Annotated in this window: 12 protein-coding genes; 8 read left to right on the top strand and 4 right to left on the bottom strand. The window is 62.8% G+C overall.

Features of this window, described 5'->3' with window-relative positions:
• Nucleotides 1–969: 969 nt before the first annotated feature.
• Genes J3361_RS13380 through J3361_RS13370 form a run of 3 tightly spaced genes read left to right on the top strand, consistent with a single transcriptional unit; the run spans nt 970 to nt 2,543 of the window.
• Complete coding sequence (locus J3361_RS13380; RefSeq protein WP_207964978.1) at nt 970–1,386, top strand: NUDIX domain-containing protein; 417 nt, start codon at nt 970–972, stop codon at nt 1,384–1,386.
• 24 nt (nt 1,387–1,410) lie between these two features.
• The gene (locus J3361_RS13375) at nt 1,411–2,049 is read left to right on the top strand and encodes a LysE family translocator (protein WP_207964977.1); all 639 of its coding nucleotides are present in this window, start codon (nt 1,411–1,413) and stop codon (nt 2,047–2,049) included.
• Nucleotides 2,046–2,543, top strand: coding sequence for a GNAT family N-acetyltransferase (locus J3361_RS13370; RefSeq protein WP_207964976.1), 498 nt, complete (start codon nt 2,046–2,048; stop codon nt 2,541–2,543). The genes J3361_RS13375 and J3361_RS13370 overlap by 4 nt, the downstream gene beginning before the upstream one ends.
• A gap of 106 nt (nt 2,544–2,649) precedes the next feature.
• Here the strand turns inward: J3361_RS13370 and metR are convergent, their stop codons facing one another.
• A complete protein-coding gene (metR, locus tag J3361_RS13365) occupies nt 2,650–3,567 on the bottom strand; it encodes a transcriptional regulator MetR (protein WP_122567117.1) in 918 nt (305 codons plus the stop codon).
• Nucleotides 3,568–3,676: 109 nt separating this feature from the next.
• Here metR and metE point away from each other — a divergent pair, with 109 nt between their 5' ends.
• Together metE and J3361_RS13355 are read left to right on the top strand one after the other, a co-directional pair.
• Nucleotides 3,677–5,989, top strand: coding sequence for a 5-methyltetrahydropteroyltriglutamate--homocysteine S-methyltransferase (gene metE, locus J3361_RS13360; protein ID WP_207964975.1), 2,313 nt, complete (start codon nt 3,677–3,679; stop codon nt 5,987–5,989).
• 275 nt (nt 5,990–6,264) lie between these two features.
• Entirely contained in the window at nt 6,265–7,284 is a 1,020-nt protein-coding gene (locus J3361_RS13355) for an alpha/beta hydrolase (protein WP_207964974.1), read from the top strand.
• Nucleotides 7,285–7,412: 128 nt separating this feature from the next.
• Here J3361_RS13355 and J3361_RS13350 read toward each other — a convergent pair whose 3' ends face one another.
• Nucleotides 7,413–8,294, bottom strand: a complete 882-nt coding sequence (locus J3361_RS13350) for a LysR substrate-binding domain-containing protein (RefSeq protein ID WP_207964973.1) — start codon at nt 8,292–8,294, stop codon at nt 7,413–7,415.
• 159 nt (nt 8,295–8,453) lie between these two features.
• Here J3361_RS13350 and J3361_RS13345 point away from each other — a divergent pair, with 159 nt between their 5' ends.
• Nucleotides 8,454–10,085, top strand: coding sequence for a 5-guanidino-2-oxopentanoate decarboxylase (locus J3361_RS13345; RefSeq protein ID WP_207964972.1), 1,632 nt, complete (start codon nt 8,454–8,456; stop codon nt 10,083–10,085).
• Between the two features lie 143 nt (nt 10,086–10,228).
• Here the strand turns inward: J3361_RS13345 and J3361_RS13340 are convergent, their stop codons facing one another.
• Nucleotides 10,229–11,158 (bottom strand): AraC family transcriptional regulator, encoded by a 930-nt coding sequence (locus J3361_RS13340; protein WP_207964971.1) that lies wholly within the window; start codon nt 11,156–11,158, stop codon nt 10,229–10,231.
• A gap of 327 nt (nt 11,159–11,485) precedes the next feature.
• On the opposite strand from J3361_RS13340, the gene J3361_RS13335 reads away from it, so the two are divergent.
• Nucleotides 11,486–11,839, top strand: coding sequence for an antibiotic biosynthesis monooxygenase (locus J3361_RS13335; protein ID WP_207964970.1), 354 nt, complete (start codon nt 11,486–11,488; stop codon nt 11,837–11,839).
• 42 nt (nt 11,840–11,881) lie between these two features.
• Nucleotides 11,882–12,127 (top strand): hypothetical protein, encoded by a 246-nt coding sequence (locus J3361_RS13330; RefSeq protein ID WP_207964969.1) that lies wholly within the window; start codon nt 11,882–11,884, stop codon nt 12,125–12,127.
• Between the two features lie 129 nt (nt 12,128–12,256).
• Here J3361_RS13330 and J3361_RS13325 read toward each other — a convergent pair whose 3' ends face one another.
• Nucleotides 12,257–12,877, bottom strand: a complete 621-nt coding sequence (locus J3361_RS13325) for a flavin reductase family protein (protein WP_207964968.1) — start codon at nt 12,875–12,877, stop codon at nt 12,257–12,259.
• Nucleotides 12,878–13,253: the final 376 nt, after the last annotated feature.

Genomic DNA, 13,253 nt, shown 5'->3' with positions numbered 1-13,253 from the left:
CTAGGGCTCGGCATGCCCTCACTCCGGCATTGCTCCGTGGGCCGCCGCGAAGGGCCATCCATGGCCCAGCGCGGCTATCCCGGCATCCATGCCGGGATGCCCACTCCACAATGCCTGCGTTCGGCCATCGTGGTTAACGGGGCGCCCGAGATCAAAATCAAAAGCCAAGCGAGGCGGCCTTATAGCCGACCTGGCTCTTCCGGTCGTACACCCATCAGACCTGTTTGAGCAGGACCTGTGGGAGCAAAGCTTGCTCGCGAGGCGGCCTGACAGCCGACTTGATTCTCCGGTCCTACTCCGATCCGATTGTGGGAGCGGGCTTGCTCGCGAAGACGGCGGAACATCCAATACTGATGCAAGCTGGCCCACCGCTTTCGCGAGCAAGCCCGCTCCCACAGGGATCGGCGGTGGACACGGATCTTATAAACGACCAAAAACCTGTGTGGGAGCGAGCTTGCTCGCGATGGCGGCCTGACAGCCGACCAGGATTGTGGGAATGGTCGGACAATCCTCCGGGTTGCAGCAGATTTTTCCGACGAACTCTGGCGGTTGCCGGGTGGGAAAGGGCTGTCGCTAGTCTTTTCCCGTCGCTGCAAATTCAGCGGTCGGGCTTGGAAATCCGATAAGTAGACGGCGCGAAAGCGCCCTTCATGACGTATGCTTGCGGTCGTTTTTTGACCATGCTTTCGTTATGGCGGCTGTGCGCGGGAGACCTTCGGGTCTGTCGGGCTCGTTTACCCCGGTTTTCCAACCTGCGTACGGCTGCCACCCCTCGCTTGGAAACGAACGTGGCAGCTCCAACCTGTAGACGGAGTGTCACCAAGTGACTCGCCGTAAGGGCGAAACCCTAAGTGGCCGTTACCGCAGCAACGGATATGTACTCAATCCAATCGGTCGCACCAGACTTTGCTCCCACCTCTACGCGCCGTAATCTCCCCGTCACTTCCCCGGCCAAGGCTTCAATCACCCATGACCACCTCCCTCATCCGCATTGCCGCCGCCCTGTTGCTCGGGCCGGACGGTCGAACCCTGCTGGTGCGCAAGCGCGGCACCCAAGCTTTCATGCAGCCGGGTGGCAAGATCGAAGCCCATGAACAACCGGTGCAGGCGCTGGCCCGTGAGCTGGAAGAGGAACTGGGGTTGCGGATCGACCCGGCCCAGGCCCGTCACTTGGGCGTGTTCAGCGCACCAGCGGCCAACGAACCGGGGTTTACCGTGCAGGCCGAAGTGTTTTTGCTGAGTATCGACGCTCCGGTTTCGCCAGCGGCCGAAATCGAAGAGGTGTGTTGGATCGACCCGGCCGGTGACAGCGATCTGGTGTTGGCACCGTTGACAGGCGAGGTGATCTTGCCGTTTTATCGAGCGACACTGCTCGCCACCTGCTGATTCACGCCTCAAGGACTGATGCCCATGATTCCATTGCCGGACCTGTTGATTTTCGCCGCCGCCGCGTTGCTGATGGTACTGACGCCCGGCCCGAACATGATCTACCTGATCTCCCGCTCGATCTGCCAGGGCCGCAAGGCGGGCGTCACGTCCCTGTTGGGGGTGGTGGCGGGGTTCTTTGTGCACATGTTCGCGGCCGCGGCGGGGCTGACGGCGGTGTTCCTGGCGGTGCCCATGGCTTATGAAGTGTTGAAGTGGGCCGGTACGCTGTACCTGTTGTGGCTGGCCTGGCAGGCCGTGAAGCCGGGCGCGCGTTCGCCTTTCGAGGCCCAGCAGTTGCCAGCGGACTCGACACGCAAGTTGATCACCATGGGTTTCCTCACCAGCGCCCTGAACCCCAAGATCGCGGTGTTCTATCTGTCGGTGTTCCCGCAGTTCATCAGTCCGGAACACGGTTCGCTGTTCACCCAGAGCATTATCCTGGGCCTGACCCAGATCAGCGTCAGTTTCAGCGTCAACCTGCTGATCGCTCTGTTCGCCGCCGGCATCGCCTCGTGGTTCGTCCATAACCCGAGCTGGCTGGCGGTGCAGCGCTATGTCATGGGATTTGTCCTCGGTGCCCTGGCCCTGCGCCTGATGCTTGAGCAACGGCGTTCGGCGTGAGCATTCGACGCCTGCGGATTGGCGATGCCGAGGCCTATCGCGAGCTGATGCTCCAGGCGTATGCCTTGCACCCCCAGGCCTTCACTTCCAGCGTCACCGAGCGGGCGAAGTTGCCCATCAACTGGTGGGAGTCACGCCTGGGCAGCCGGCTCGATGTGCTGTTGGGGGCGTTTGTCGAGCAAGAGTTGGTCGGCATCGTCGGCCTGGCCCTGGAACCCCGGGAAAAAGCCCGGCACAAGGCGCTGCTGTTCGGCATGTACGTCGCCGACGAACATCGCCATCGCGGGCTCGGCTACCAACTGGTCCAGGCCGCCCTCGACGAAGCCAGGCGCCACCCCTTCCTGCGCCTGGTGCAACTGACCGTCACCGCCGGCAACGACCCGGCGCTCAAGCTCTACCAGCGCTGCGGTTTCGTCTTGTACGGCCTTGAGCCGATGGCGATCCGGGTGGACGATGAGTACCTCGACAAAATCCATATGTGGCTAGAACTTTGATCCCCCCCACGATTTCCGGTGCATGGGCTTCTGTGGGAGCAAGGCTTGCCCGCGATGGCGTTTTCGCAATCGCCATCGCGGGCAAGCCTTGCTCCCACAGAAGCTATCAGCGCACGGCACTGACACCGTCGAGGGTGGAAAACGACGTGTCCTTGGCCGTCAGCAAAAAGTCGCGCATGTACGGCGCGTCGAGCATGTCGGTGCGCACCGCCGCGTACAGCGTGGCAAACAAGCCTTTCTCCCCCAGCCGCTTGGCTTTCACATAGCCCCGTGAGCTGTATTCATGCAGCGCCCAGTGCGGCATGCCGCAGACGCCACGGCCGCTGGCCACCAGTTGCATCATCATCACCGTCAGCTCGGACGTGCGCACCTGAGCCGGTTCGATGTCGGCCGGCTCCAGGAAGCGGGTGAAGATGTCCAACCGGTCTCGCTCCACGGGATAAGTGATCAAGGTTTCGCTGATCAGGTCCTCGGGCACGATGTACGCCTTGCCCGCCAGCCGATGCTGGTTGGCGACGGCGAGCATCGCTTCGTAGGTGAACAGCGGCACGTAGGTGATGCCCGCCAGTTCCAGCGGGTCGGAGGTCACCACCAGGTCGAGGTCGCCCCGGGCCAGGGCCGGCAAGGGTGCGAAGGCGAAACCCGAGGCCAGGTCCAGCTCGACTTCCGGCCAGGCGTCGCGGAACTGGTCGATGGTCGGCATCAGCCACTGGAAGCAGCTGTGGCATTCGATAGCCATGTGCAACCGCCCAGCGGTGCCGCCCGCCAGCCGCGCGATGTCCCGTTCAGCACTGCGCAGTAACGGCAGGGCGGCATCGGCCAGTTGCAACAGGCGCAGGCCGGCGCTGGTGAAGCGTACCGGCTTGGTCTTGCGCACGAACAACTGCATGCCCAGGCGCTCTTCCAATTCCTTGAACTGATGGGAGAGGGCGGACTGGGTCAGGTGCAGGCGTTCGGCGGCTTCCACCAGGCTGTCGGCTTCGCGCAGGGCGTGCAGGGTCTTGAGGTGACGGAGTTCAAGCACCGGAGTGGCTCCATGAGTAAAACTTGTGATCAACACGAAAAGGTTGAGTTTGTCTCATGTAGGTCGGGTTGTCGACAATGGCGCCATCTTTTACAGGAGGACGCATACCATGGCCCTGGCCCACACCCTCGGATTTCCCCGCATCGGCGCCGACCGCGAACTGAAGAAAGCCCTCGAAGCCTATTGGAAGGGCGATCTGGCCCCGGCCGCGTTGCAAGCCGTGGGCCGTGAACTGCGGGCCCGGCACTGGCAATTGCAGAAAGACGCCGGCATCGACCTGCTGCCCGTCGGCGACTTTGCCTGGTACGACCAGGTCCTCAGCCACACCTTGACCCTGGGCGCCGTCCCGCAACGTTTCCACGGTACTTTGAATGCCCAGGGCCGGCCGACCCTCGACACCCTGTTCACCATGGCCCGTGGCGCCACGGCCAGTTGCTGCGGTGCCGAGCACGGCCAGGCGCAATACGCCCAAGAGCTGACCAAGTGGTTCGACACCAACTACCACTACCTGGTACCGGAGTTTACCGCCGACCAGACGTTCGCCCTGAGCTGGGAACAGTTGTTCGATGAAGTGGACGAAGCCCATGCCTTGGGCCACCGGGTCAAACCGGTGGTCATCGGCCCGTTGACTTACTTGTGGCTGGGCAAGGCCAAGGGCGAGGCGTTCGACAAGCTCGACCTGCTGGAGCGCCTGCTGCCGGTCTACGGTGAAATCCTCAACCGCCTCAAGGCCCAGGGCGTGGAATGGGTGCAGATCGACGAACCGATCCTCACCCTCGACCTGCCTCAGGCCTGGAAGAGTGCCTTCGAGCGCGCTTACCACATCCTCCAGTACTCGCCGTTGAAAAAGCTCGTGGCCACCTATTTCAGCGGTCTGCAAGACAACCTCGGCCTGGCGGTGAGCCTGCCGGTGGACGGCTTGCACATCGACGCGGTACGTGACCCGGAACAACTGGGCCAGGTGCTGGACCGCCTGCCGACGTACAAGATTCTCTCGGTGGGCCTGGTCAACGGTCGCAACGTCTGGCGCTGCGAACTGGAACAGGCGCTGGCGCACTTGCAACCAGCCCAGGAACGCTTTGGCGACAACCTCTGGGTCAGCACCTCGTGCTCGCTGCTGCACAGCCCGGTGGACCTGGAGCGTGAAGACCGGCTCGATCCGGAACTCAAAAGCTGGCTCGCCTTTGCCGTGCAGAAGTGCGGTGAAGTCGCGGTGCTACGCGATGCGCTGAACGATCCCCAGGCCCCCGCCGTGCGACAGGCCTTGAGCGACAGCCGCGCGGTGCAGGCCCGCCGCGCCGGCTCGGCGCGGATTCACAAAGCCGAGGTCCAGGCGCGCCTCGCAGCGATCAGGCCACAGGACAGCCAGCGGCGCTCGCCGTTTGCCCAGCGCATCGAACGCCAGCGCGCACGCCTGGCGCTGCCGACCTTTCCCACAACGACCATTGGCTCCTTCCCGCAGACCCCGGCCATTCGCCTGGCACGCCAGGCCTACAAGCAAGGCAAGTTGTCGGCCAACGACTATCACGACGCCATGCACACCGAGATCCGCCATGCCGTGCAGATCCAGGAACGCCTGGGCCTGGACGTGCTGGTGCACGGTGAAGCCGAACGCAACGACATGGTGGAATACTTTGCCGAGCAACTGGACGGCTATGCCTTCACCCGTTTCGGCTGGGTGCAGAGTTATGGCTCGCGTTGTGTGAAGCCGGCGATCATCTACGGCGATATCAGCCGCCCGAAAGCCATGACCGTCGACTGGATTCGTTACGCACAAAGCCTGACCGACAAGGTCATGAAAGGCATGCTCACCGGTCCCGTGACCATGCTGATGTGGTCGTTCCCCCGCGAAGACGTGTCGCGCCAGGTCCAGGCCCGACAACTGGCCCTGGCCCTGCGGGACGAAGTGTTGGACTTGGAAAAAGCCGGGATCAAGATCGTGCAGATCGACGAAGCGGCGTTCCGCGAGGGGCTGCCGTTGCGTCGCGGGGAATGGCAGGCCTACCTGGACTGGGCCGTGGAGGCTTTCCGCTTGTGCGCGTCGGGCGTGGCGGATGACACCCAGATCCATACCCACATGTGCTACAGCGAGTTCAATGACGTGATCAAGGCCATCGCCGACATGGACGCCGATGTGATCACCATCGAAACCTCGCGTTCGGACATGGAATTGCTGGAGGCTTTCGAGGCGTTCGACTACCCGAACGACATCGGCCCGGGTGTCTATGACATCCACTCGCCACGGGTGCCGGACACCGCCGAGATGGTTGCGCTGATGAACAAGGCAGTGCAACGAATCGCCGCCGAGCGGCTGTGGATCAATCCCGACTGCGGGCTGAAAACCCGGGGCTGGCCTGAGACGGAAGCAGCCCTGGTGAACATGGTAGCGGCGGCGCGGCAGTTGCGTAGCCAGTTGGCCTGAAATCGGTCCCTTGAACCGGCCCCTGTGGGAGCAAAGCTTGCTCGCGATGAAGACAACGCGATTTCTTTGGAATCGAGGTGCCTGTATCGCGAGCAAGCTTTGCTCCCACAGATACATTCCTTCCCCCCAAATACATTCCTTCCCCACAGGTACATCCTTAGCGCAGGACACCACTCGGCAATCTTCATCAAACTGTCACGCAACTGTGGCAGCGCGCTTGAACAAACTTCATCAGACTCGCGCTCTACTGGGGTTCTGCGTTTTGGTGTTTCTTCATGCGTATATTCATTTTCTTGGCCGCGCTGTTTTTCGGCCTGCCGTCGATGGCGGCGTCTCGTTGTGATGTCAATGTTGCAACTCAACATGTCGACCTGGATCAGGTCAGCCTGGCCTACCAGAGCATTGGTCGTGCCTCGGATCCCGCGTTGCTGTTGGTGATGGGCCTGGGCGGGCAACTGATCCATTGGCCGGACGAAGTGGTGGTCGCCCTGTGTGAGCAAGGTTTCCGGGTGATTCGCTACGACAACCGCGATGTTGGCCTGTCCACCTGGCGCCAGGCGCCCGGCAGCGCCAACCTGACCTTTGAAGCCCTGCGCTACAAACTCGGCTTGCCCGTGGCCGCGCCGTATACCCTGACGGACATGGCCGACGACGGGCTGGGGCTGATGGATGCCTTGCAGGTGCAGCGCTTCCACGTGCTGGGCGCGAGCATGGGCGGGATGATCGCCCAGCACATGGCCGCCATGGCGCCTGAGCGGGTTGAAAGCCTGACCCTGATCATGACCAGTTCCAGTGCCGCCGGCTTGCCCGCGCCCAGCGAAAGACTGGTGCAACTGTTGTCCCGGCGCGGTGCGCCGAATCGCGAAATGGCCCTTGAACAGCAAGCCGATCTGCTGGCCGCGTTGGGCAGCCCGGTGGTGATGGACGATCGCCAGGCCTTGCTGCATCAGGCCGCCGTGGCTTATGACCGGGCCTTCAATCCTGAAGGCGTGAAGCGCCAGATCATGGCGATCATGGCCGAGCCGAGCCGGGTGGCCCTGCTCAATCAACTGCGGGTGCCGACCCTGGTCGTCCACGGCACCGCCGACCCTTTGCTGCCGGTGATGCACGGCGTGCACTTGGCCGCGCACATCCAAGGCAGCCAATTGAAACTGATCCCGGGCCTGGCCCATCGCTTCCAGGACGCGTTCAAGGCGCCGTTGCTGGGGGCGGTGTTGCCGTACCTGCAGCAGCACCGCGAAGACACGTCCCATTGGGCGCAGATCGAACCGGCGCAGGCACCGAATCTGCTCTAGCGTTTCCAGTGGCGAGGGGATCTGTGGGAGCAAGGCTTGCCCGCGATGAAGGCGACGCGGTCTTTCAGAGGTCGAGGTGGCCTCATCGCGGGCAAGCCTTGCTCCCACCGGGACTTGCGGTAGAGCAACTACCGCGCCCGTGCCTGCTCCACCAACCACCCCATCAATTCCTGTAAAGGTCCCGAAGCCTGGGGCTTGCGCGGGTGCACCAGGTGATAGCTCAGGCCGGTCTTGACCTTCAGCTCGAACGGCATCACCAGCCGGCCGGCGCGCAGGTCGTCGCCGATCAACGACCAGTCGCCAATCGCCACGCCGGTGCCCTGGGAGGCCATGGACATTGCCAGGTCCAGGGTTTCGAAATGCTGGCCCTTGCTGACATTGCTCAAATGCACGTCGGCCGCCGCCAGCCAGGCGTTCCAGTCGCGCTGGTCGAGGGCTGGGTGCAATAGCAGGTGGTGTTGCAGGTCGGCGGGTTCATGCAACGGCACCAGGCCCTCCAGGACCGGGCGCGAGCACACGGGCGTCAGTTGCTCATCGAACAGGTGCAGGCACGCCAGCGAGGTGTCCGGTGGCGGGCCATAGACCACCGCGGCGTCGAAGGCTTCGCGCTGGAAGTCCACGCCGTGCCTGACCGTGGTGGTCAGTTCCACCGGCACGTCCGGCCGTTCCTTTTGCCACTGCAGCAGGCGCGGCAGCAACCAGCGCATCACGCAGGTCGGGGCCTTGAGTCGCAGGGTCTGGCGCTTCTCGCCGATCTGCTCGACCGCTTCGTCGATCAGGCTGAACACCTGCTGCACCCGTGGCAGCCAGGCCTGGCCCTCGGCGGTCAGGCTCAGGCCGCGGGCCTGGCGCCGGAACAGCGCATAACCCAAATGATCTTCCAGCCCGGCGATCTGCCGGCTCACCGCGCCTTGGGTGATGTGCAGTTGTTCGGCGGCCCGGGTGAAGTTGCAGCATTGGGCCGTGATCAGAAACGTGTGCAGCGCTGGCAGCGGGGGGAGTCGTTTCATTTCGATCCAAGCCATGACGTGAGGACATGGCTAGTATGACTTTTTATCCATTGTTGGCGCCATGCCCGGCCCGTTCCAATAACCCCATTCCCAAGACAGGAAAGGGGGCCGCCGCCTGCGCTGCGCGGCCCTTTATCCGACCAGAAAAAGGCAATGGCAATGGCGACGTGCGGCGAAGTATTGGTCAAGTTACTTGAAGGTTATGGCGTGGAGCACGTGTTCGGCATTCCCGGCGTGCACACCGTCGAGTTGTACCGCGGGCTGGCCGGTTCGAGCATCCGCCATGTGACGCCGCGGCATGAGCAAGGCGCAGGCTTCATGGCCGACGGTTACGCCCGGGTCAGCGCTAAACCCGGCGTGTGTTTCATCATCACCGGCCCGGGCATGACCAATATCACCACCGCCATGGGCCAGGCCTACGCCGATTCGATCCCGATGCTGGTGATCTCCAGCGTGCAGTCGCGCAGCCAGTTGGGCGGTGGACGCGGTAAGTTGCATGAACTGCCGAATCAGTCTGCGTTGGTGGGCGGTGTCGCGGCGTTTTCCCACACGTTGATGTCCGCCGCCGAGTTGCCCAGCGTGCTGGCCCGAGCCTTTGCCGTTTTCCAGGCCGGGCGCCCGCGACCGGTGCACATTGAAATCCCGCTGGACGTGCTGGTCGAAGACGCCGATGCCCTGCTGGCCAGCGTGCCAGTGAATATCAGCCGCGCCGGTGCCGCGCCCCATGGGGTAGAACACATGGCTGGCCTGCTGGCGACGGCTCGACGGCCTTTGATCCTGGCCGGTGGCGGGGCCATCGACGCCGCGGCCGAATTGACCGAGTTAGCCGAACGCCTCGGCGCACCCGTGGCGTTGACCATCAATGCCAAAGGCCTGTTGCCGACGCGCCATCCGTTGTTGATTGGCTCCACCCAGAGTCTGGTGGCCACCCGTGCCTTGGTGGCCGAAGCGGACGTGGTGCTGGCCATCGGCACCGAATTGGCCGAGACCGACTACGACACGACCTTCGCCGGCGGCTTCGAGATTCCCGGTGCGCTGCTGCGTATCGACATCGACCCGGACCAGACCGTGCGCAACTACCCGCCGCACCTGGCCTTGGTGGCCGACGCCCGCGTCGCGGCCCGGGCCTTGCTCGACGAATTGGACCGGCAACCCTTGGCCGAACGCCTGGCCGATTGGGGACCGGCCCGTGCCGCCCGGTTGCGCGCGGAGCTTCAAGGCAATTGGGACGTCGCGACCCGGGCGCAGATGGTGTTTCTCGACACGGTCTTGCAGACGCTACCGCAAGCGGTGTTCGTCGGTGATTCCACGCAACCGGTGTACACCGGCAACCTGACCTTCAACCTGGAACAGCCGCGCCGCTGGTTCAATTCCTCCACCGGCTACGGCACCCTCGGCTACGCATTGCCGGCGGCCATCGGTGCCTGGCTCGGCGGCAAGGACCTGGGCCACGGCCGCCCGGCGGTGGTGTGCCTTATCGGCGACGGCGGGTTGCAGTTCACCTTGCCGGAGCTGGCCAGCGCCGTGGAAGCGCGCACGCCCGTGATCGTGATGCTGTGGAATAACCAGGGTTACGAGGAGATCAAGAAATACATGGTCAACCGCGCCATTGAGCCGGTGGGGGTGGACATCTACACCCCGAATTTCATCGGTGTTGCCAAGGCGTTGGGCTGTTTTGCCGAGGCCATCGATGATGTGCCGTCGCTGAGGGCCGCGTTGCTGGCGGCGCGTGAGCGGCAGGGGCCTACGTTGATTGAGATCGATCAGGCGCGCTGGAAACCGACGAGTTGAGTCGCAACGACTGGCCTCTTCGCGAGCAGGCTCGCTCCCACATTGGAACTGCGGTGAACAAACAATTTGTGTTCACTGAAGATCCCCCTGTGGGAGCGAGCCTGCTCGCGAAGGGGCCTGCTCAGCCAATATAAATCCTAGGATCAAACAGTCATCCGCAACCGCGCCAGATCCCTTAGCGGCGGCGCGCCGAACAACCGGCTGTACTCGCGGCTGAACTGCGAAGGACTTTCGTAACCCACCCGATACCCCGCCGCCGAAGCTTCCAGCCCTTCGGCCAGCATCAGTCGGCGGGCTTCCTGCAAGCGCAGTTGCTTCTGGTATTGCAGCGGGCTCATGGCGGTCATGGCCTTGAAGCGGTGATGCAAGGTCGAGACGCTGAGGTTCACTTCCCGGGCCAGGTCATCGATGCGCAACGGCTGTTCGAAATGGCCGTTGAGCCATTTGATCGCCTGGCTGATGCGGTGGCTCTGACTGTTGGCGATAGCGATTTCATACAACCGATAGCCCTGCGGGCTGCGCAACAGGCGATAGAGGATTTCCCGGCGCACCAGGGGCGCGAGCATGGCGATGTCTTTCGGCGTGTCGAGCAGCCGTGCCAGGCGCAGGACGGCGTCGAGCATCGGCGTGTCCAGCCGTTCGACATACAGCCCACGCCCGGCGGGGCGGGTCGGTACGCCCAAGGGGCCGGCGTCGGCGATCAACGCGGTGATTTCCGTCGGGTCGATGTCCAGGCGCAAGGCCAGGACCGGCAGTCCGGCGGAAACGTCGGTGATGCATCCACTGAGTGGCATCGAGACCGAGACCACCAGGTAATGCAGCGGGTCGTACTGGAACGACTCGTCCGCCAGGCACACCTGTTTGCTGCCCTGGGCCATGATGCACAGCGCCGGTTGCGCCAGCACCGGGGCGAATCGATGAGGCTGGCTGTGTCGCGACAGGTGCAGCGAGCCGATGGCCGTGGCGTAGCTGCCGTCTTCGCCGGTGTTGCGGTCAATGATCGACGCCAGTTCGGCGCGCTGTTGTTCCAGGTACGTGTCCAGCGGGACGTGGGCGTGATCGAGTGGCGACATGCCGGAATCCTCAGGCAATAGGGAGCAATGGACAAAGCTTATGTTTGTGCAAGGCGCAGCGGTAGCCACATCCTGTTGAAAGCTTGCCTGATCCTGCACGGCGCAATGGGCCATGACGGTGCAACGCTGCCGAAACTTGCTTGAAACCTTTTGTTTCAACTTCCCGGCTTGTAACCGGATCGTTGGCGAAATTCGAGCGGCCGATGCGCAGGATTGTGCAATGGGTCGGCAGGAATCGACTAACGAAGCTGGCGGCGCGGCGCTTAACCTTTGATCCTGTCGCAGCCTGTCCCCGGCTGCACAACGGATTACCTGGGAGGGTTGAACATGACTACACACATCCCCGTCAGCCACATGGCTTTTGTCCGGGCCCGTGCAGGTTGCTCCAAGCAGTTGGGTGCGCGCCTGAGCACGCTGATCGCGCCCTCGCGCCAGGCGCCCGGTTGCATGCACTTTGCCTTGCAGCAATCGCAATGCGACGCTGATTTGTGGCTGGTGTCCGGGCTCTGGGTCAATCAGCCGTCCATGGACGCTTACTTCAATTCGCCGGCCATGGCGATTTTCGCCGAGCTGGTGCACGACCTGGTGGTGAGCAGCCTGGATTTTCATACCTTCAGGGAAGTCTCCGCCGCCCAGGCGACCGAAGGATGCCGGGCACAGGTACACAAACTGGCCGGTTGAAGGTTTAATGGCGGTCATTTTAAAACCGCCAGGATGCGCAATATGGCACGTAAAGCCTTTGAAACCTTTGAAGCTGTTTCTGCTGTTGTTCCCAAGGAAGGCGGTGGTTACCACGCCGCCATTGCCACCAAGGCCATCGGCGGCTCAGGTGCGCCGCGTTTCAACAAGGTGCTCGAAGAGCAGACCTTCGACACTGCTGTCAAAGCCGATGAAGCGGCAGCTCTGCAGCTGACCCATCTCAAGGGTGTTGACGACGAGGGCGGGTTGGTCTGGAACCCACGGGATTAATACTGTGGGAGCAAGGCTTGCCCGCGATGCAGGCAACGCGGTCTGTCTTGGGAACCGTGGTGTCTGCATCGCGGGCAAGCCTTGCTCCCACAGATAAGTGCTTTGCCACAAGGTGCAGTGTGCAACCTTCTATCGTGGGCGATGCATCTTGAACAACGCCTCAGGCCCCAATTGGAAATAATCCGCCGGCCCGCCACCGCGCAAGATCGGCTCGGCGGCGGCGGTGTCGTACACCCCATCCTTCAACAACCACTTGGCGATGTGCACGGCGACCACTTCGCCGAGAATCAGCCAGCTCGGCACCAGCCCCTTGTCCGCACGCTGCAGTTGAATGATCTGCGTGACCTTACATTCGAAGGACACCGGGCTTTCGGCGACGCGCGGTACTTGGATCACCCGTGACGGGGCCGCTGTCAAACCCGCCAGTTCGAACTCATTGACCTCCGGCGCGACCATCGCGCAGCTCTGGTTCATCTGCTCGGCCAGTGGGCGGGTGGCCAGGTTCCAGGCGAATTCACCGGTCTGTTCGATGTTGTTCAAGCTGTCTTTGCGGCCGACGCTGGAGAAACCGATGATCGGCGGAATGTAGTTGAAGGCGTTGAAGAAACTGTAGGGCGCCAGGTTCAGGTGGCCTTCGGCATCCTGGGACGAAATCCAGCCGATGGGCCGTGGGCCGACGATGGCGTTGAAGGGGTCGTGGGGCAGGCCGTGGCCATTGGCGGGTTCGTAGAAGTGGATGTCATCGGGCATCGGGCCGGGTCCTGAATGGGTTGAAAACGAAGGGATAGTGCAAGGGTTGGTGAGTTATTTCCAGCCGAGCAAGCAAAACCTGAGCGCCCGATACCTTTGTGGGAGCGAGCCTGCTCGCGATAGCTGTCTATGACGCGCAACCGTTGCCGCGTCGGATGATGTCATCGCGAGCAGGCTCGCTCCCACATTTGTTCTTCAGTGTTTTTCACTTTGTGCTCGACTTGAGGCTGCCCGTTTTCCTGTGATCCAAAAACAACTAAGCCCGGCCGAGGCCGGGCTGTGAGGGTGTGGTGATCGGATTAGCTGATGGCAGCAGTGTTGGTGCGGTCGAAGCCATCTTCAGCGATGGCGCCGTTGGTACGGTCGAAACCGTCGG

The sequence above is a fragment of the Pseudomonas sp. OA65 genome (assembly GCF_017498305.1).
In the GTDB taxonomy this organism is placed as follows: Bacteria; Pseudomonadota; Gammaproteobacteria; order Pseudomonadales; family Pseudomonadaceae; genus Aquipseudomonas; species Aquipseudomonas zanjanensis.
This window is presented reverse-complemented; position numbering and strand designations above follow the sequence as displayed.